Raw genomic sequence first — 18,585 nt, 5'->3', positions numbered from 1 at the left:
AATCTCGATGTTCGATTATATTTTATGGATTGATTTGATTGATCCGGTAATTTATGAATAAACCATTTTCGCCTCATCCGGCATCCTTTCGCGATCCTGCTGGATTTATCTTTATTAGAAACGATGTATTATACCGGCAGATAAATCCTTCCGGTTTAAGCGACTATCAAGGGTTCGTGGATTCGAAATTATATAAAGAATTGACGAATCGTAACTGGCTGATTCCACACCAGGATGTAACGTCAGACTTTGCCTCCGCTGATGAAAGTGTGGTGATAAAACCACAGTTAATCCCCTATGTCAGCTACCCATACGAATGGTGTTTCTCACAATTAAAAGCCGCAGCGTTATTGACCTTAAACATTCAGTTGCTGTCTTTACAGCACGGCTTTAGCCTCAAAGATGCCAGTGCTTATAACGTCCAATTTGTTGATTGCGCACCGTTCTTTATCGATACCTTATCCTTTGCCGCGTATTCCGAGGGGCACTGGCCGGCATACCGGCAATTTTGTCAGCACTTTCTGGCACCCTTACTATTAATCAAGCACACAGATTTTCGTTTAATGTCGCTAGCAAATAATTATATCGACGGTATCCCCCTGGACTTAGCCAGTAAATTATTACCACGGCGAACCTGGCTGAGTTTGTCGGCATTGATGCATATTCATCTGCACGCTAATAGTCAGTCGCGTTATGCCGATGTCCGCGCCAAACCTCTAGCAAAAGTGCAGTCCATGTCGCGACAAAAATTAATCGCCTTGATTGAAAATCTCAAAAACTATGTGGAAACGCTTGAACTTGGGCAACGACAAACTGAGTGGGGGAATTATTATCACAACAATGACTATGATGATGGTCAAGCACAGCAAAAAGGCGACATATTAAAAGGTTTTTGTGAACAGATGACAGCAACGTTGGGGCTGGCAGCGGATATAGGCTCCAATTCTGGATACTATACGAAAATTATCAGCGACAAAGCGCGTCACGTGGTAGCTTTTGATATTGATTTTCAGGCGATTGAATATCTGTATCGCGATGCGAAGGAGACAGGCAACAATATTCTGCCGTTGTTGCTTGATTTGACCAATCCCAGTCCAGCCATAGGCTGGGGTAATGATGAGCGAAGTTCTTTTTTTCAGCGGGCTAATTTCGATACTGTGGTGATGCTGGCAATCATTCATCACCTCGTCATTGGTAATAATGTGCCAATGGCGAAAGTCGCCGAAAGTCTATTTCAAATATGTGATCAATACCTGGTTATTGAATTTGTTGGTAAGCAGGATTCTCAGGTAAAGCGGATGTTGTCGACAAGAGAGGACATTTTCACAGATTACAGTAGTGAATCGTTTGAAAAGCATTTCACTGACTATTTTAGCCTGCGATCGCGAGTCCCTCTGGATAACTCCCAACGCGTTATGTACTTGTTTGAAAAGCCAGCTTCTAACTAGGCGGGTAATATCGACGCAGATGCTCCCTCAACATTAATTCAATATCTGAACGACTTAGATCTTGTTCTGGACATTGATAGTCTGGTTGATGAAGCTGTTCAAATATTTGGTGTTCTGGAGATTGACTCATCAGGTTGAGCGTTAGTATCTTTCCGCAATAAAAAACTGACAGGGTTCCCAGGGAAAAATAGGGTGGTTCCAAAGAGGCTGAAACCTTCCAGTTATAATTATTTATTTTTCGAGTGATACTAGAACCGACCATATAAATGGGAACATGTTCACGTCCCTCAGCGAGCAAGCTTTGCCCTGTCATCCAAGTTGGCTTATCAATATTGAGATAGTCAAGAATCGTCGGTGCGATATCAATTCGTTGTGAAGGTAGCGATTCGGAGCCTGCATGACTACCTCGGGGATAGCGAATCATTAGGGGAAGGTCGTTATTGATTGTATGTTGCCAGCCATGATCACTATTAAAAATCAACATTGTGCTCTCCAATTGGTCGAGTCTAGAAAGTTGTTGATAAACCGCTTTGGCATAACTATCCCATTGATAAATCGCGTTATTATAATGCTCTTCCATCCATTCATGTGGCTGCTTGTTTGAAGCTGTAAATATCGGCTTTTCGTAAAAAAATCGGCTTCCGTGGGGACCGAGAAGATGAACATGTATAAAGTAAGGTTGAGGTGCGTTTTTGATACTGTTAATCAGCGCTTGCATGCGTGGAATATCAGACAAATGCTCCTCGAGCCCCTCTGTCTGGGTTACTAACACAAAAGGATTTTTCCAATCGTTTAAAAAGCTCAAGTGGAGTGCACGATAAATTAACCGTTCCCAGATGCTGTCGATAAACTTAGATGTTTCTTCCTGATGTCGATACATCCAAAGACTGAGTCCATGTCTAGAAAAGATTGGTCTTTCGTTAGCAAAATCGAAGGAATTATATAGGTTTAGATCTTCAGCGTCGATGTAATGACGAACGCTGATATCGATATTGTAGTAACCCAGTTTACTTAAAATAGCAGGCATGTGTTGATATCTATCTAACCCTTTAAAAGCGTCGGGGCGGAAAATTACTTTAGTTTGAGTCGGTAATTTACCCGTCAACAAAGCTCCCACAGACCCTGTGGTTTTCGCGGAATTTGTAAAATGATTGTCATAAATTGCCAGTTCATCGCGAATACTATCAAAAAAAGGCGTCGTTTCTTTATTGTAGCCGTATAGAGACATCTGCTTTGCATTTACGCCATCGGCACTGAAAATAATGATATTCGGGCGTTCGCCCCTGTGTTGTGAAACTGGAACCGGTAACGAGGTTGAAGCGTTTGACGTAAAGTTTTGAGTAAATGTAATCAGGGACAGGATAAATATTGGAATCAGGCTGAACAAAAGCGATTTTCTAACCTTAAGATTAGCATTCAAATAATCCATCATATTGCCGGTTTTCAGATAGAAATAGCCGCATAGTATGATTATCAAACCTAGATACAAAAGCCGATGTAAACTATCTTGCACCGTGTATGAGGCAAAGCTAAACAGGGTGTAAGTATTGTTATCAATAATCAATAAAACAGAGACTGAGCACAGTAGCAAAGGAATCAGTCGAATTGCGACACGATTCAGCAGCTCAGGCAGTTTTAAAAGCAATCCTGCGGTTTTCATTAGCAGTTGGATAAGCAGATAAAGTAAAACGTTTATGATTGTTAGAATTAAAAAACTATTGAGGAGAATCGCGACTTTTTGAAAATTGTCGATGTAGCTGAGAAAAGAAGGTTTAGTTAAGAAAAAAATCCATTCTAAAAATAAAAAAACAAAGGTGCATATCACTATGACGAGCAGGCCGCTCACGGTTCCGCTCTTGTTTGACTTGAGAGGATTTACATTGCTCATATATTATTGGCTCGTTAGATTTGTTTGATGCTGAGGGGGTTCACAAAAATGGATGTCTAAAGATTGGTAATGATGGCACAACATGCTCATTAGTCTCTGTTTGAGAAGTTCGTCCGGAAATTGCGAGTATAAATGCCATTGCTTCTTCTCGATATTAACGATGACCATATCCTTTATGGTTGGAATATATGCCAATTGCCAGTTATCGATATAAACACTACGCTGTTTCTGTTGCGAAAACTCCTTATAAGCCTTGGGTGACATAACTAAATGTCCTTCGTCTGTGACTTCATAGTGCTCCATCGAACGATAAATTATGCTGGTTTCATTGACCTGGCTGGTATCTACGGCTTTGCTGGGCAACGAGGAGTCGACGAATATAGCCCTATTTTCGCTTACTTCAGACTGCGTCATTGGCAATACATGTCCTTGCATCGATTCCGATGCAGCGGGTGAGCTCATATCCAGAGTATTTAGTATACTGGGCATAATGTCGGTAATCGAAAATAGACCATTTAGGGTGACACCAGGGTGAACTGGCTCGCCATTTTTAAAGGCGTTGTAGGCGAGTAAAATTTCCGACTGGGTCTGATCAAGTATATTGGTTCCATGCCCCCAGGAACTGACCCTTAACTCCATAGGAGGCGGCAACTTCGCGGGTTTTAAGGCATCTTTATCTAGGCGAAAGCCGTCGCCATGGTCGGAAAATAGATAAACCAGAGCATTATCAAGGTAGCCTTGACGTTCGAGCTCGGTTATCAGCTGCTCAAATTGGCTATCAAGGCGTTGTAACAAGGATGCATACATAAAATAGGGATAGTTGTTGTTCCAAAGGTCGTTTTTTACCTCGATAAAGTCTTTCGACGTATATGGCCAGTGCAACATACAAAGGTGCAATGCCAAAAAGTTTGGTTTGTCGGGTGACAGTGTGTTAATCACTTCCTCATTAAACATGATCGGGTCGTAGGTTTTTCCCTGCGCTCTGTTGAGATACAGAAATGGAAAAAAATAACGACCAAAAGACAGGTTAGTGAGAATATTGATGATGGGAATATCCGATACGCCGGTGATCAATTGATCGCCGATACCAATTGCCGGGCCTACTACAGTATCGAAACCGTAGTCAGTATCGATATGATTGAAACGCCGTTCGTCCAGCGCATAGATAGTGTGGTATCCGTGTTGTTTTAATAAGTTTAATGGCGCGATGTTTTTATCAACCAAAGTCGGGTGAGGGATGTTAAATCGACCGCCATGCTGATGCGGATATTGGCTTTTCAATAAACTGTGCCAGGCGACAAATGTTCGGGGAAGTGTGGTGTAGCTTCTGTCGTAAATTACCGTATCCTTTAAAAACCGGTTTAGAGTCGGCATTTTGTCTGCAAGGTGCTGGCGAGAATACTGCAAATGGTCGGGACGCAATCCATCGAGACCGATGAGGATAACATCGGGTTGTTCTTTGTCCTTATCCGGGTTGTCGAAAAAAACTGGAGGAGTCAGTAAAAACAAGAAGGCAACACTATAGACAAGGATTTGAATGTTTCGTTGTCGCTTGATTAAACCGAAATAAAATAGGCTTGTCAGCGCTAGCGTCAGAGGCAAGATAAACCACAGGGACGCAAACCCAGTGTTCCTGAAGATACTCAGCAGTGAAGTCGGGTACAAGTAGGAATTCAGAGCTAGCACCAAGAACAAGTGTAACACCACGATAATTAACCAAAATATGGTTCTTTGGTTGTCATTTCTTAGCTTTTCAAACCATGGGGCGCAACTGATTGTAATCAAATAAGCCCAGACAAAATGCAAAGCCAACACCACCACAACAAAGTAAACGAGATCAAAAATGGCGCCAATGGTCAGGTATTCGGCAGCTCTTTCGTGGGCAAGTATATTTAATAATGACAAGCTAGGAATGGGTTGCAGAGCGCTGCGAAAGTCAAACACCAATACCATCGACAGGATCAGTATCGCGACGGAACGAAAATAGGTACGTTTGAGGCTGACCTTATTCATTGTTGGTGTCCTGATTATCGGATTTCAGAACTTTGAGATTGTTACCTGCCTGTTGCTGAGCGAGGTTTTTCACCTTGGAAGCGGGGGGATTGTCGGCTGGCGTCTCTTCATCATCTGCCTCAACAATGAAATTCTGAAAGTTTCGGATCAGAGAATTACCAGGATCGGACTCAGGCCAGTCACCAACCTGCAGATACCGGTTGGCAGATATATTCATTGGTAATTCCTGGTCTTTCAACTCATTTCTGACCGACAGTGCAGAAGCAAAGTAATAGCCCAGAACCAAAACCAACCCCAACAAAATGGCGCTAAGTCCTGCCGTGGAAAGTACCGCTGTTTTTAACCGCTCAACCATACAACTACCTGATAACAACATTCATCAGCTAGACAAGTATAGAGGGTTAATGGCTATTGTCTAAATCCTGATGATGCAGATGGTTTTGTTTACAATTAGGTAGCTGAGGTGAAAAAATTTAAGAAGTCCATATTTGACATACCGTGCCTCACTACCTAGTTTTTGTTAAGCGTTTTTCAGAGTTTCTCTGAATCGGTAGTAACGTAATAGGTTGTGGTTATGCTAACAGGCGATCAAACCGGGGGGATTACTCTGGTTGCTTTTGATAATGCTTTAGCAGAAGTTTTTCAGAGCAAAATGAGCGAGTACTTTCAGGTTAACCTGATAGATACGATGCAGCGGCTCGAAGAATTCAATGGCTCGGTGTCTAGCTTTGCCTATTTGATGAGCCATACCACAAGTGATCACCTTCACAATATCCAGTACTTGTCTGAACGTTATTCCAGCATTCCGATTTTCGTGTTTAGTAATTCCTTGTCCATTCCGCTGTTGCAACACGGCTTACATTGCAACGTCCGGGAAATGTTTTTATTTCCGTTGACAGAGCAGGATATGCAGGTGTTTTTGCGAGAACTGGAAGTTATCGGCGATGTTTGCGTTCGCAAGGCCAAGCAACCGAACCTGGTACCTCTAGCTAATTTGCAGCAATCACCGGCGGCTAGGTATGGCGCCATCGCAGAGTTGCTGGAAGAAATTGAAAAAAACTTTTCTCGCGGCAGTTCACTGCAGGATTTTTGTCACTCTATCCATTTAAGCCAATCGCGGTTGAGCCATTTGTTTAAAGACGTGAGCGGTATCACCTTTAGCCATTATTTAATTTGCAGGAAGTTAGAAGAGGCCGAACGAATACTATCGTCACAACCCATGAGCAGTACCTCGGTGGCTTTTGAATTAGGGTTTTCTAACCCATCGCACTTTTGTCGGGTGTTTAAAGAGCACTTCGGGTTAAGTCCAATGGCGTACTCAGAAAACAATCGAACCATGCGAAATAGCAAAATGTATCTACAATATCTTAGAGTGCGCAGCAGTTTGTTTAACGAATTGGATAATACAGGGACTGGACGAATCAGCGATGCAAAACATGATAAAAACTCAGGGAACCAAGGCGTATCTAAAACTAGCCGCTAGGTTTAAGCTGGCTATTCACCTTTACCTGGCAAGCGCATTGTTGCTGTCATTATCGGCTATTGCGGGTGCGCCACTGTCTGGTATTCACTCGGGCTATAGTCCCTCATTTTCGTCGCCCACCATATTACAACTAAATGATATTGCATTACCTGCAGGCAGTTCATTTTATCTTCATGATAGTGGCATCATCTCCCGTTCTCATTATCAACTAATCCTGCAAAAAACTGGCCGTAGTGCCTTATGGTTTGAGTCTCAGGGGCTGAGTTCGTCAGGAAAGTACTTGTATCGATTGCTCGATGATTTGGGGTGGCTTCAGGAAAAGTCCTGGCAAAACGCCTCTGACACCTATCAGCGGGATATTCTGCTCACCCAAGGTACGTATTTTCTGTTGCAGTCTACCCAGGTAAACAATAACTCGGGCAATGGTCATGAGCTTCCAACCAGCACCTTGATATCAGCTTTTAACAAGCAGCAGGAGCAGGAACTTCTCTATCGAATGCTACCCAGACAATCGCAGTTTTGGCGACTACGAGGGCAATTGCAGGAATTTCGCAAACTTGCTGCTCTTTCCTGGCCAACGTTGGACCATTCATTTACCCCAGAACTGGGCCAGGCACACCCAGAGGTCAGAAAACTTAGGTTTATTCTGGAAAAATATCAGGATCTCGACGTTAAGTATCAAACCCCAACCAGGCAAGATGTTTTTGATTCAGTTGCCATTGAGGCGTTAAAACGGTTTCAGTTACGTCATGGCCTGAAGGCCGATGGCAAGCTGGGACCGAATAGCCATATGGCTTTGGCAATTGCTCCGCAACAGCGGGTTACACAACTTCAGATCAATCTGATGCGTTGGTTGCAGCTACCGCGAAGTTTTCGTGGTAACGAGATTCTGGTTAACATACCCAGTTATCAATTACGGCTTTTAAATAATGGCAGAACCCAGAAAACCATGCGGGTTATAGTCGGTAACAAAGAAAATCCCACCCCAGTGATAACCAGCGCGGTGAACCGCCTGACGGTAAACCCAACCTGGACCCCAACGCCGAAAATTATCAAAGATGATTTACTTGAAGAATATCAGCGTGATTTTCGTTATTTGCAACGCAAAGACTTTCAATTGGTGCGCGGCTATTGGCGCAACAAAGAGATTCGTCAAATCGATTCCCCCGATTATGACTTGCTTAATCTGCCCGATAATTTTCGCTTGGTGCAATCTGCCGGGCGCTCAAATCCCCTCGGCCGTTATCGATTTAACATGCCAAATGGCTACGCCATTTTTCTTCATGATACGCCAGCGAAATGGCACTTTAGTAAACCTTATCGGGCGCTGAGTCACGGTTGCATTCGCTTAGAGGAACCAAGATTTCTTGCCAACGAGCTGCTCAAACAATTGCCGGAACAGAACAAACATAAACAAACCATGCAAAGTGCGCTTCAAGAAAAACACACACAAATGTTGTTTTTAGAGGAGCCTGTACCTGTCTACATTACCTATCACACCGCCTGGATTGATGAACAGGGGGTGATTAACTTTAACCGTGATATTTATGGTTGGGATAATAAGGCAAACCTCATCGCGCAATTTAAGACCATAATTAGCAATCCAGTGATAACCCTTTCCTTGAATAACCTCTAATCTTGATACCGTCCAGTAATACACCAAAATGTTGCTGTACTTCATGCAGGGCAGAGGCTGAGTTGTATTTGCCCTGCAAGATTAACAAGTTGGAGTTATTTCACATGAGAAATCTAAACACCCTATTTACCGATTTTATCGATGATGAAAGCGGTTTGACGACGGTCGAGTATGCGATTGCTGGTGCCCTGGTAGCTGGTACGTTAGTGGTTGCTTTCACTAATTTAGGCGACGCGGTAAGCGGTACTATCAATTGCTTGACCAGCGCAGTTAATGGCGGCAGCACAAACTGTGCCTCGTAAATGAGAGTGCAGCATCAGGTTTAGGAGTGTGAAATGATTGATAAGTTTCTTCTCACCGAGTTAATCGCTATCGCTATTATCTTTAGCATTGCTCTGTATTTTGATCTCAGATATCAACGCATTCCTAATAGCCTGTGTCTGCTCGGCCTGATTACCGGCATTGCGGTACAGTTTGGATTTATGGGCCTTAACGGTGTTGGTTCGGCGCTATTAGGCGCTGGACTGGCATTTATCATTTTGTTTCCTCTTTACATGTTTCGGCTGCTTGGCGCCGGCGATGTGAAACTAATGATTGCTATTGGCGCATTTCTGACCCCCGCAATGCTGGTCTGGTCTTTATTGTATGGTCTTGTTTTTGGGGCCATTAGCTCGATTGGCATCGCCCTGTATAGATTCGGTTTTCGTCGCTGCATAGAACTTGTCGGCCATTACGCAAAATGTTTGTGGTATCGGGTTTACATAAAACCAGACACACCCGGTTTACTGAAAATGCAGATACCGTATGCACCGGCCCTTGCTTTCGGATGGGCTTTTGCGGCATGGCACAATGACAACGTCCAGTGGCTCATTTCTTCGTTACGATATTCGTGGGGGGCATAGGTGATGGGGTTATTTGGCTTTTCACGACAAAACGACTCGCAACCAGAATCTGAGACGCAAGAGGAAGCACTTACCGCTTCACCAGCAGAAAGTGCTGTTCAATTGTCGGTTGAATCATCGCAATTGCCCAAGGAGGCTGATGATACCGAGATTGATGAACCAGATATCACCACTGAGCCTGTGGTTCTGGATGAGGCACATGAAAATTTAGCGCAGGCACGAGTGGTTGAATCACAAGCGTCTTTGCCCGAAGAGGACAACAACCATGGGTTTGCATCCTACGCGCCAAAACCCGGAAGTATTGAAGAAACCGGGCTGCATATTAATTTATTGTTAGAGTTGTTGATCAAGCACATATATCGTTCTGGTGTTAGCGACCTGCAACAACTCTCTAAAGATCTCTGCCTTTCAGGAAGCATTGTTAAAGCCTTGTTGGATGAGGCCAAGCAAAAGGCCTGGGTTGAGAATCCATCGTCCAACGACAATGGTCAGTTTCGTTATTCACTAAGCAATATCGGTACCCTGGAAGCGGAAAAAGCGTTTTTAAAACGTGGTTACTTAGGTCCGGCACCAATACCGCTAGAGCTTTATCAAAAGGTCAGTAAAATCCAGTCGAATCGAACTCAGGTGCTGACTGAAGCTGAGATGCGTGAAGGTTTTGGCGATTTGGTTTTCCCTGATGAGGTTATTAACAGCGTTGGCCCGGCATTGAATTCCACCAAACCGATATTGATATATGGCGGTGCGGGTACTGGTAAAAGTTATTTTTGTCGGCACCTGAATCGATTGTTTGGTGAAACTGTACTGATCCCCTATGCGATTGAAATTAATAACGAAATCATTCAGGTCTTTGACCCTGAACTACATCATGTTAAGGATCAGCACCAGGCGTCTAATGTCGTCAGTGCGTTACGGATTGCGGATGGCTATGATCGTCGTTGGCTAGCTTGTGAGCGACCGTTATTGGTTACCGGCGGTGAGTTGACGCTGTCGATGTTGGAAGTGCAGTTTGATAACGCGTCTCGCTGTTTTCTTCCGCCGATTCAATTAAAAGCCAACAATGGCATATTATTTCTCGACGATTTAGGTCGCCAGCGGGTTACCCCAAAAGAGTTATTTAACCGTTGGATTTTGCCACTTGAAGAACGCCGTGATTTTTTGGCATTGCAGAATGGTCAACATTTCGAAGTACCCTTTGAGTTACTTTTACTGTTCTCCACCAACCTAACGCCTCAGGAACTGATCGATGATGCGTTTTTAAGACGACTCGGCTATAAGATTCAGTTTCAGCCGCTATCCAAAGAATTGTATCAGCAAATCTGGTTTCGCGAATGTGAACGATTTGAATTGAATTGTGATAACCAACAGTTCGATTACCTGATTAACATGTTACACCAACCAAATAATAAACCTTACCTTGCCTGTTACCCTCGCGACATTTTATCAATTGTCAGGGATCAGGTGTTATTTAAAAATTTACCAAATTCAGTGAATAGGGAACTCATCGACTTTGCCTGGCAAAGCTACTTTGTTGCTTAACTCGCTTTATTGGTTAGAAGCCTGGCTTCGAAATTCGATTCTGGAGGTAGTATGAACCGGAATAGTGTGTTGTTTATCCTTCTCTCCGTCATATTTGGCGTTGGTGCTGTTTTTGTAGCTCGTAACTGGCTGGAAGAAAATCAACCTAAAGATGTTGGTGAGAATCAAGTTGCAGTGGTGACCGTTAATGTCGAACTGCCAACAGGGACTATGTTGGAAGATAAATACCTGTCAATGAGGGTGATTCCTAAAAATATGGTGCCCAAAGGCGCTCTTACCGACAAAAAACAGATAAAGGACATGTTGGTAAAGCAAACGCTTTACGCGGGCGATATTGTGCGCGAGCAACGCCTTGTTAAAAAAGGTGAAGGCAGTAGTTTGGCTAGCTTAATTGGTAAAAATAAACGTGCTATTACCTTACGGGTTAACGACGTTGTCGGTGTTGCCGGATTTTTATTACCAGGTAACAAAGTCGATGTATTAAACACGTTTGGCCAGGGTGGCCGTCCTACCACTCAGGTGGTGTTGTCCAACGTTAAAATACTGGCGATTGACCAACGGGCATCTAATGATGAAAACAAACCTCAGGTGGTCCGTGCGGTAACCCTTGAATTGGGTTTGGAACAGGCAGAGACCTTATTAAACTCTAAGAAACGCGGCTCGATTCAGCTGGCGTTAAGAAACCCTAATGACGAGTCGGATTCTATCATCCTTGCGGAACAAAGTGATGCTACTGGTAAGCAATCCGTTGCTCATTCAAGTTCAAATAACGAGCAAGCTGCTGCGGGAACCGAGCAGGTAGCGTTGGCCAGAACCAACACTAGCCCGGCAACATCGAAATCTGCGGCACCAACCAGTTATGTTAATAATAAAGTGGAAGTCATTCGCGGCGTTAAACAACAAACCATTCAGGTTAACAAATAAGAGGTGTGTGATGAACGCAGTAACTCATCGTACAAAACACTGGGTGACCAGGGAAATACCGCTACTACTCGTCGCTTTTAGTCTTTTGGTTTGCGCCAAAGTCAGCGCTGGCGGTTCTATTGAAAATCAGGATCCGACGATAAAGATACCCATCCATAAATCGAAAAATGTGTCAATGGATCAGCCGGTTAAACGGGTGTCTATCGCCAATCCTAAAATTGCCGACATTCTGATTATTTCCAAAGATGAAATTTATGTGGTTGGCAAAAAGCTTGGCACCACGAACGTGATGATTTGGGACGAAAATGACGACATCATCGACGTATATAATCTGGAAGTAACCCATGATCTGGCAACACTTCGAAAACGAATTCATCAGTATCTTCCGGATGAAAAGATAGGTATTGAATCCTCACAGGGGCATCTTGTGCTCAGTGGTGAAGCCTCATCCACCGAAAAAATGGCAATGGCGGTGAAATTCGCAGAAGGTTATGCCACCGCCGCTGGTAGTGGAAAAAGTGGTTCACAAGTATTGAATATGATGTCTGTCGGCGGGGGACACCAGGTTATGCTAGAAGTGACGGTCGCCGAAGTTCAAAGTGAAGTTGCCCGTCGTCTGGACAGCAAAATGTTACTCGCCGTAGATGGCAGTGACGGTACCATAGGTATTACCTCTGGCTCGGATTTTTTAAGTTCTCTGGGGCTTACCCAAGGTATTGATCGCGGTTTGTTTGGATCGTACTTAGATGGTGATTTACTGCTAAATTTTGCCCTCGATATTGCTAAGCAAAACGGTTTAGCAAAAATACTGGCGGAACCGAATATCACGGCATTGAGTGGCCAACAGGCAGACTTCCTATCCGGTGGTGAATTTCCTATTCCGGTTCCGAACCGTGACGGTATTACTATCCAGTATCGAGATTTTGGGGTCGGTGTAAGTTTTGTTCCTACGATTCTCGATTCCGGAAAAATCAATCTCAACCTGCAAGTCCTGGTGAGTGAGTTAAGTTCAACCAATACCGTAGCGATTTCGCCAGACGAAACTAATACTAGTCTTGTTATTCCTTCCATTATCAAACGAACTACATCGACCACGGTTGAATTAGGTGATGGGCAAACCATAGCTATCGGTGGATTGATCAGCGATAACTTTCGTGAAAGCGTTAACAAAATCCCCGGATTAGGTGATATTCCGGTGTTAGGGCAGCTGTTTAGAAGTCAGGAGTTTATCAAAGGCCAATCTGAATTGGTGATCATGGTAACACCGAGATTAGTACGTCCTTTTAATCGTGAGGGGATCAAATTGCCAACCGATGGTTTTGTTGAACCGGGCGATATGGATTTCTACCTGCTTGGGCGCACATCTAGCAGACCGATAAATGAAACCAATGAAAGCAACCCGAATACCAGTGGTGATACCAGTAATCATTCCAGCGAATTGTTATTGGATGACGGCGGAACATCTGCCACCTATGGTCACGAAATATCTACCAATGAGTTTCAGGAGTAATTATGAACAGCTTAGCGATGACAAAACCTTTTATTGCCCTGACCGCCATCTTGTTGGTAGCCGGTTGCAGTGTGGGTCCTGAATACGAATATCGGTTGTCTGGTCATTATGACCAGATTTTGGAACGGCAAATTCTTGATCCGGCTGCTCCGGAAATGAATGCCGGCATTGTTAATTCTTTAGATGGTGACGTTGCCAGTAAGAATATTGAAGCTTATAAAAATAGCATTTATCAGCCTAAAGAAGCGCGAGGTGGTGGCAGTAGCTTTAACTCGGGCAGCGGATCAGCCAGTACTGGCAAAAACTAGCGCCCTTTAGTTTATTAATTTGAAGTGGAGGCTTTATGAAAAATCTTCACAAAAATAACGGTAATATCGTGGTTTTGGCGACTATTTCCTTAGTCGCCATTATCGCAGTAAGCGCATTGGCGCTAGATGGTGGGCATTTGCTATTGAGTAAATCTCGTTTGCAAAATCTCGCCGATGCCGCCGCTTTATCGGCAGCAAAAAGTCGTGATCGCGGCGAAACGATCACTCAGGCAAGGGCAGAAGCAGTGGCCATTTTGACGACCAACCTTGCCCATCAGGAAAATGGCGAGTTGGAATCTTCTTTGCCATTGACCGGTGCTAACACTTCCACCGTACAGGTGACATCTTTGTTGTCAGTCGATTTTTCGGAATCTCCCGATCCCTTTATCAGCTCTACTAGCAGCGATGCAATCTACGCCAAAGTGTCGATTGAAGATGTACCCTTGGATAGCTTTTTTGCGAGAATATTTTCTTTTGCCAAAGACGTCACTGCCACCGCATTGGCTGGCCCAAGTACCGATTTAACTAGCGACAAGTGCACTTCCGATTTAGTGCCGTTGTTAATTTGTGGCGACAAGAGCCAGCCGCCATCAGAAACCGGTGCCTGGGGTTTTAACTATGGTGACCTTACCGTGATGAAAATTGGCTCTAATACCGAGTCCAGGGTAGGACCGGGCAATTTCCAATTGGTTCGACTGCCAGGAAATTCCGGAAAAAATGATGTGCGGGATGCGCTTGCCAATGGTAATAGTTTTTGCTTGGGTGATTTGGATATTAATTCTTTCACGACCGAGACCGGTAATGCGGTCGGTCCGACGGAGGCTTTAGATGCGAGATTTACTGGTTCAGCACAGGGCTTAAAAAGCGTCGACGCCAGAGATTGGAATACCTGTCAGGGGCCGCCAATTGCTTACGATGATACCCAGCCCGATTTGATGGAATCTGGATACTTGAGTAAAGCCTATCGTTTTTCCAGTTATAAAACCGATACCGAAGCAAGCTCTTGTTCATTGCCTGGGTCCCTTGATGTTGTTAAGAGTGGAGGGTTACCTGACCGCCGCCTCTTTAACGTCGTGGTGGTTGAATGTGATGGAGAAACCAATGGCCATAAATTGCTCAGTGTTATTGACTTTATGTGTGTGTTTTTAACGCAACAGGTTCCGAGTGGCAACAAGGGGCAAGGTGGTGGAAACGGACAAAACAGTTATGCCGTTGGTGAAGTGGTTCGGGTATGCCCTTTTGAGGGCGATACCGACGATAACAGCGGTGGCCAACCGGGCACCACACCAAATGGTTCCGGTGCCTATCGCATCGTCCTTTTCCATGTACCTAACAGTAAGGATTCCTAAATGAACCCCCTTACTTCGAAAACAGCAGGGCAAAAGCTAGCGGTAATTTCTTCGGGTCGATTCAAACGTCAACGCGGTATTGCTGCGGTTGAGTTAACCATCGTTTTACCAATATTTTTGTTGTTGATTTTCGCGGTAGCAGAAATTGGTCGCTTTATTTATCAATACAACACCTTAACTAAAGCTGTACGGGATGCCTCCCGTTATCTTGATATTTATGCGACTCCGGGGATTTCTGATGTAATCGATATCACCCCAGCGCTGGAAACGGAAGTGGATAATCTGGTGTTTTATGGCACAACGACCAACAGCGGAAATGAATTACTGCCTGGTTTGAGTGGCAGCACCACAACCATTAGTGTTTCCGGGCAGTTAATTACCTTGTCGGTTAATTACACCTTTCAACCCATGTTTGCCGACGCCATTCCTAATTTTGGTCAAGGCGGTGACATAGGATTAAATTTCCCGGTCAGAGTCAGTTATACATTGAGGGCACAAAGTGGTGGTATTCGTTAAACATAACCGGAAGCGTCAGTCCGGTATTTATAGTGTGGAATTTGCCCTGGTGGCAGTGGTTTTCATGGTTATTTTATTTTTGACCATTGAAGTAGGACGATTGATGTATACCTGGAATATGCTGACGGAAGTTACCCGGCGTGGTGCTCGCCTTGCCACGGTTTGCAACGCTTTGACCAATACCAGCAACACTAATACCGTGGCTCAGCAAACAGGCCTTAGTACCACCGCAACTTTCTCAGGAACCGATCTACTGCCTAATTTAACGGCCAGTAATATCATCATTAACTATCTTGATAGTGCCGGCAATATTACCACCAATGCTGAACAGGTTGCGGCAGTGCAGACCCAGATAACCAACTACCAACACCGATTTATTGTGCCATTTTTCTCAGTCACATTAAATTCTCCGGCGTTAACGACGGATATCCCACGGGAAAGCCTGGGCTTTACCCGCTCGGGCATAACTTCTTGTTAAATGGTGAAATTACAATGAATAAAAACCTGTTCAGAGTTCCAATGATGCAAGAAAGCCTTGAGAGTAAAGCCGAGGTCTCAATGAACTTATCCATTTTGCTTGAGTGTCTGTTGGTTTGTCAGGACGAGGGATTAAGGGCCGAAATATCAGCATTTCTTGGAGGTTTTAATAACCTGGAAGTCGCATCTTCTGTTGATATTTCTAAGAATGAGCCGCAACTTGGCCTGATTATCATTACTTATAGCGGTAATATCGATTTTGTTACCGAGCAGATGGATAAACTCAGTAGTCTGGATAAAGCAATGATTTTGCTTGGAGACGATTTACCACCGGAATTACTGCGCCATGCGGTGCAGTTACAAATCAAAGATTTGGTACCAATTTCAGGGTACCAACATGAGTTAACCCAGACCATTAAAAACATCAGCACGCAATTGGAGTCTCAGGTTAAGCTGGCGCCAATCGTCAGCATCTTAAATGCCAAAGGCGGAAGTGGTGCAACCTTTATATCTCACGGCCTTTCCGATGTTCTGGGCCAACAATCTCCTATGGATATCGTGCTGTTTGATGGCGATTTTCAGCACGCTACCTTGTCAAAAATGTTGGCTCCGGATGCCACATATTTTCTTAATGATGCTATCAATGAATTAGATCATCTGGATGCATTGGCAGTGCGTAACATGATGTCGAAAAACGAAACTCTTCGCATTATGCCAGTGCAACCATTCTCTCACCTCAACCTCAACCAACATGATTACATCCAGAATCTCACCAGATTGTTGGCCAAAGTGCAGATGGGGTATGACCTGATTGTGGCCGATCTGTCCAGGGGGATTGAATCTGTCAATTTGCCAATTCTTGAAGCGTCTCAGGAAATACTGTTGTTGGTGCAACCCGATATTGTAAGCGTCCGCGAGGCCCAGGCTGTGCTTAAATTTTTAATGTCTCAGCTTGGCAAAGGAAAACAGAATATCGTGCTTTTAGTCAATCGTTATGATGAAAAAAACTCACCAATTTCTCTTAAAGAAATTCAACAAACCCTTGGTCTGGATCGTGTTTATGCGGTTCGCAATAATTTTTCCGTGGCCAGTGAGTGTAACGACTTAGGCCGCAATATTGTCAATGTCGATGGCAGTCGTCGGATTGTTGAAGACTTAATTCAACTGGTAAATCAACTGTCCAGTGTGGAGCTCACGGAGCAGGGTCATGATCGGGGCTTTTGGTCGAAAATGTTTAACAAGGTATATAAAGGTTAAGTTATGAATCCAGTGCAACCGAGTAATGATTTTGCGGTATTAAATCCCCAGGACCTTGAAACCAAGCAACAGATTTACGGAAAAATCGTCAAGATGCTTGATTTATCAGTGCTGGAAACTCTCGAAGAAAATCAGGCTGTGCTGCAAATCAAGGAATTATGTCAAAACCTGTTAAATGATGTGCCCAGGCCCTTAAACGTTCACGCCAGAGAAAAAATCACGCAATTAATTATCGATGAGATTCTTGGCCTGGGGCCACTGGAAACTCTGCTTGCCGATCCATCAATTTCGGATATTTTAGTGAATAATCATGATCATATTTACATTGAACGCCAGGGCAAGCTAGAGCGAGTTCCGGTGGCTTTTTATGATGATAAGCATTTACTGAATATTATTGATCGTATCGTTTCTCGAGTGGGTCGTCGCATTGATGAATCATGTCCCATGGTCGATGCTCGCCTCGAAGATGGTTCGCGTATTAATGCCATTATTCCGCCGCTGGCACTCGATGGTCCTTGTTTGTCGATCCGTCGTTTTACCGTGGAAAAGCTCACCGCTGCACAATTAGTAGATTATAAAACCATGAATCAAGATATCGGCACCTTCATCAAAGCCATTGTCGAAGGCAAGATGAATGTATTGATTTCCGGTGGTACCGGCAGTGGCAAAACCACGTTACTGAATATTCTTTCCGGATATATCCCTGAGGATGAACGTATCATTACCATAGAAGATTCTGCGGAATTGCAATTGCAACAACCCCATACGGTGCGCCTGGAAACTCGGGTAGCCAATATTGAAGGCAAGGGTGAAATCAAACAGCGTGAACTGGTGATCAACAGCTTGCGGATGCGACCTGATCGCATCGTTGTTGGTGAGGTTCGTGGTGGCGAAGCCATTGATATGCTGACGGCGATGAATACCGGTCACGAAGGAAGTTTAACTACCTTGCACGCCAACAGCCCTCGCGATGCCTTATCGAGAATGGAGAACATGGTATGTATGGCCGGTTTTGATATGCCGGTTGTGAATATTCGCTCGCAAATTGCGTCGGCGATTGACGTGGTTATTCAATTACAGCGTCAGGAAGATGGAAAACGTCGTATCACCAGTGTCCAGGAAATTAATGGCATGGAAGGGGATATTATTACCATGTCCGAAATCTTTAAATTCGAGCGTCGCGGCAGGGATGAACAAGGAAACGTATTAGGTGACTTTAAAGCTACAGGTGTGATCCCTAACTTTAATCATCACCTGCAGGCGCGGGGCATTATTCTTCCCAACTCGATTTATGGGGCGGATTTTGAACTGGCGCGACTTTAATAAAGCGCGACA

General features: G+C 44.2%; 17 protein-coding genes. 14 read left to right on the top strand and 3 right to left on the bottom strand.

Annotated elements, in window-relative coordinates; genetic code table 11:
• The first annotated feature begins 53 nt into the window (after positions 1 to 53).
• Complete coding sequence (locus FNC98_RS12440) at positions 54 to 1,448, top strand: class I SAM-dependent methyltransferase (protein WP_143581542.1); 1,395 nt, start codon at positions 54 to 56, stop codon at positions 1,446 to 1,448.
• On the opposite strand, the gene FNC98_RS12435 is transcribed toward FNC98_RS12440, so the two are convergent.
• From FNC98_RS12435 to FNC98_RS12425, 3 genes are read right to left on the bottom strand one after another with little or no spacing between them, the layout of a single operon-like run.
• The gene (locus FNC98_RS12435) at positions 1,441 to 3,336 is read right to left on the bottom strand and encodes a sulfatase-like hydrolase/transferase (RefSeq protein ID WP_143581541.1); all 1,896 of its coding nucleotides are present in this window, start codon (positions 3,334 to 3,336) and stop codon (positions 1,441 to 1,443) included. The genes FNC98_RS12440 and FNC98_RS12435 overlap by 8 nt on opposite strands.
• A gap of 3 nt (positions 3,337 to 3,339) precedes the next feature.
• Complete coding sequence (locus tag FNC98_RS12430) at positions 3,340 to 5,349, bottom strand: sulfatase-like hydrolase/transferase (protein WP_143581540.1); 2,010 nt, start codon at positions 5,347 to 5,349, stop codon at positions 3,340 to 3,342.
• Positions 5,342 to 5,704: a hypothetical protein gene (locus FNC98_RS12425; RefSeq protein WP_143581539.1), complete on the bottom strand. Its 363-nt coding sequence runs from the start codon at positions 5,702 to 5,704 to the stop codon at positions 5,342 to 5,344. Before FNC98_RS12425 ends, FNC98_RS12430 begins: the two co-directional genes overlap by 8 nt.
• Positions 5,705 to 5,923: 219 nt before the next feature.
• Between FNC98_RS12425 and FNC98_RS12420 the strand changes: the two genes are divergently transcribed.
• The 13 genes from FNC98_RS12420 to FNC98_RS12360 all read left to right on the top strand — a co-directional run bounded on the left by FNC98_RS12420 (position 5,924) and on the right by FNC98_RS12360 (position 18,573).
• Positions 5,924 to 6,832, top strand: a complete 909-nt coding sequence (locus FNC98_RS12420) for a helix-turn-helix domain-containing protein (protein ID WP_143581538.1) — start codon at positions 5,924 to 5,926, stop codon at positions 6,830 to 6,832.
• Positions 6,777 to 8,468 carry a L,D-transpeptidase family protein gene (locus FNC98_RS12415; RefSeq protein ID WP_143581537.1) on the top strand — a complete coding sequence of 564 codons (1,692 nt, stop codon included), beginning with the start codon at positions 6,777 to 6,779 and terminating at the stop codon, positions 8,466 to 8,468. Before FNC98_RS12420 ends, FNC98_RS12415 begins: the two co-directional genes overlap by 56 nt.
• Before the next feature lie 104 nt (positions 8,469 to 8,572).
• Positions 8,573 to 8,770, top strand: coding sequence for a Flp family type IVb pilin (locus FNC98_RS12410; RefSeq protein ID WP_143581536.1), 198 nt, complete (start codon positions 8,573 to 8,575; stop codon positions 8,768 to 8,770).
• Between the two features lie 33 nt (positions 8,771 to 8,803).
• Positions 8,804 to 9,370, top strand: coding sequence for a prepilin peptidase (locus tag FNC98_RS12405; RefSeq protein ID WP_143581535.1), 567 nt, complete (start codon positions 8,804 to 8,806; stop codon positions 9,368 to 9,370).
• A 3-nt stretch (positions 9,371 to 9,373) separates the two neighbouring features.
• A complete protein-coding gene (locus tag FNC98_RS12400) occupies positions 9,374 to 10,909 on the top strand; it encodes an AAA family ATPase (protein WP_409574583.1) in 1,536 nt (511 codons plus the stop codon).
• 51 nt (positions 10,910 to 10,960) lie between these two features.
• Positions 10,961 to 11,833: a Flp pilus assembly protein CpaB gene (gene cpaB / locus FNC98_RS12395; RefSeq protein WP_143581533.1), complete on the top strand. Its 873-nt coding sequence runs from the start codon at positions 10,961 to 10,963 to the stop codon at positions 11,831 to 11,833.
• A gap of 10 nt (positions 11,834 to 11,843) precedes the next feature.
• Positions 11,844 to 13,343: a type II and III secretion system protein family protein gene (locus tag FNC98_RS12390; protein WP_143581532.1), complete on the top strand. Its 1,500-nt coding sequence runs from the start codon at positions 11,844 to 11,846 to the stop codon at positions 13,341 to 13,343.
• Between the two features lie 2 nt (positions 13,344 to 13,345).
• Positions 13,346 to 13,651, top strand: a complete 306-nt coding sequence (locus FNC98_RS12385; RefSeq protein WP_143581531.1) for a hypothetical protein — start codon at positions 13,346 to 13,348, stop codon at positions 13,649 to 13,651.
• Positions 13,652 to 13,686: 35 nt separating this feature from the next.
• Positions 13,687 to 15,000, top strand: coding sequence for a Tad domain-containing protein (locus FNC98_RS12380; protein ID WP_143581530.1), 1,314 nt, complete (start codon positions 13,687 to 13,689; stop codon positions 14,998 to 15,000).
• Entirely contained in the window at positions 15,001 to 15,516 is a 516-nt protein-coding gene (locus FNC98_RS12375; RefSeq protein WP_143581529.1) for a TadE/TadG family type IV pilus assembly protein, read from the top strand.
• Positions 15,500 to 15,994, top strand: coding sequence for a TadE/TadG family type IV pilus assembly protein (locus FNC98_RS12370; protein ID WP_409574556.1), 495 nt, complete (start codon positions 15,500 to 15,502; stop codon positions 15,992 to 15,994). The genes FNC98_RS12375 and FNC98_RS12370 overlap by 17 nt, the downstream gene beginning before the upstream one ends.
• 14 nt (positions 15,995 to 16,008) lie before the next feature.
• Positions 16,009 to 17,250, top strand: coding sequence for a CpaE family protein (locus FNC98_RS12365; protein WP_143581528.1), 1,242 nt, complete (start codon positions 16,009 to 16,011; stop codon positions 17,248 to 17,250).
• Positions 17,251 to 17,253: 3 nt separating this feature from the next.
• The gene (locus tag FNC98_RS12360; RefSeq protein ID WP_143581527.1) at positions 17,254 to 18,573 is read left to right on the top strand and encodes a CpaF family protein; all 1,320 of its coding nucleotides are present in this window, start codon (positions 17,254 to 17,256) and stop codon (positions 18,571 to 18,573) included.
• Positions 18,574 to 18,585 lie beyond the last annotated feature (12 nt).

The sequence above is a fragment of the Thalassotalea sp. PS06 genome, from assembly GCF_007197775.1.
Lineage (GTDB): Bacteria > Pseudomonadota > Gammaproteobacteria > Enterobacterales > Alteromonadaceae > Thalassotalea_A.
The sequence above is the reverse complement of the archived record's forward strand: the minus strand, read 5'-3'. Positions and strand labels throughout refer to the sequence as shown.

What these genes read in the sequence shown, in the direction of transcription:
- FNC98_RS12440 (WP_143581542.1), top strand. Translation starts at nt 54, where the DNA reads ATGAATAAACCATTTTCGCCTCATCCGGCATCCTTTCGCGATCCTGCT.
- FNC98_RS12435 (WP_143581541.1), bottom strand. Translation starts at nt 3,336, where the DNA reads ATGAGCAATGTAAATCCTCTCAAGTCAAACAAGAGCGGAACCGTGAGC.
- FNC98_RS12430 (WP_143581540.1), bottom strand. Translation starts at nt 5,349, where the DNA reads ATGAATAAGGTCAGCCTCAAACGTACCTATTTTCGTTCCGTCGCGATA.
- FNC98_RS12425 (WP_143581539.1), bottom strand. Translation starts at nt 5,704, where the DNA reads ATGGTTGAGCGGTTAAAAACAGCGGTACTTTCCACGGCAGGACTTAGC.
- FNC98_RS12420 (WP_143581538.1), top strand. Translation starts at nt 5,924, where the DNA reads ATGCTAACAGGCGATCAAACCGGGGGGATTACTCTGGTTGCTTTTGAT.
- FNC98_RS12415 (WP_143581537.1), top strand. Translation starts at nt 6,777, where the DNA reads ATGCAAAACATGATAAAAACTCAGGGAACCAAGGCGTATCTAAAACTA.
- FNC98_RS12410 (WP_143581536.1), top strand. Translation starts at nt 8,573, where the DNA reads ATGAGAAATCTAAACACCCTATTTACCGATTTTATCGATGATGAAAGC.
- FNC98_RS12405 (WP_143581535.1), top strand. Translation starts at nt 8,804, where the DNA reads ATGATTGATAAGTTTCTTCTCACCGAGTTAATCGCTATCGCTATTATC.
- FNC98_RS12400 (WP_409574583.1), top strand. Translation starts at nt 9,374, where the DNA reads ATGGGGTTATTTGGCTTTTCACGACAAAACGACTCGCAACCAGAATCT.
- cpaB (WP_143581533.1), top strand. Translation starts at nt 10,961, where the DNA reads ATGAACCGGAATAGTGTGTTGTTTATCCTTCTCTCCGTCATATTTGGC.
- FNC98_RS12390 (WP_143581532.1), top strand. Translation starts at nt 11,844, where the DNA reads ATGAACGCAGTAACTCATCGTACAAAACACTGGGTGACCAGGGAAATA.
- FNC98_RS12385 (WP_143581531.1), top strand. Translation starts at nt 13,346, where the DNA reads ATGAACAGCTTAGCGATGACAAAACCTTTTATTGCCCTGACCGCCATC.
- FNC98_RS12380 (WP_143581530.1), top strand. Translation starts at nt 13,687, where the DNA reads ATGAAAAATCTTCACAAAAATAACGGTAATATCGTGGTTTTGGCGACT.
- FNC98_RS12375 (WP_143581529.1), top strand. Translation starts at nt 15,001, where the DNA reads ATGAACCCCCTTACTTCGAAAACAGCAGGGCAAAAGCTAGCGGTAATT.
- FNC98_RS12365 (WP_143581528.1), top strand. Translation starts at nt 16,009, where the DNA reads ATGAATAAAAACCTGTTCAGAGTTCCAATGATGCAAGAAAGCCTTGAG.
- FNC98_RS12360 (WP_143581527.1), top strand. Translation starts at nt 17,254, where the DNA reads ATGAATCCAGTGCAACCGAGTAATGATTTTGCGGTATTAAATCCCCAG.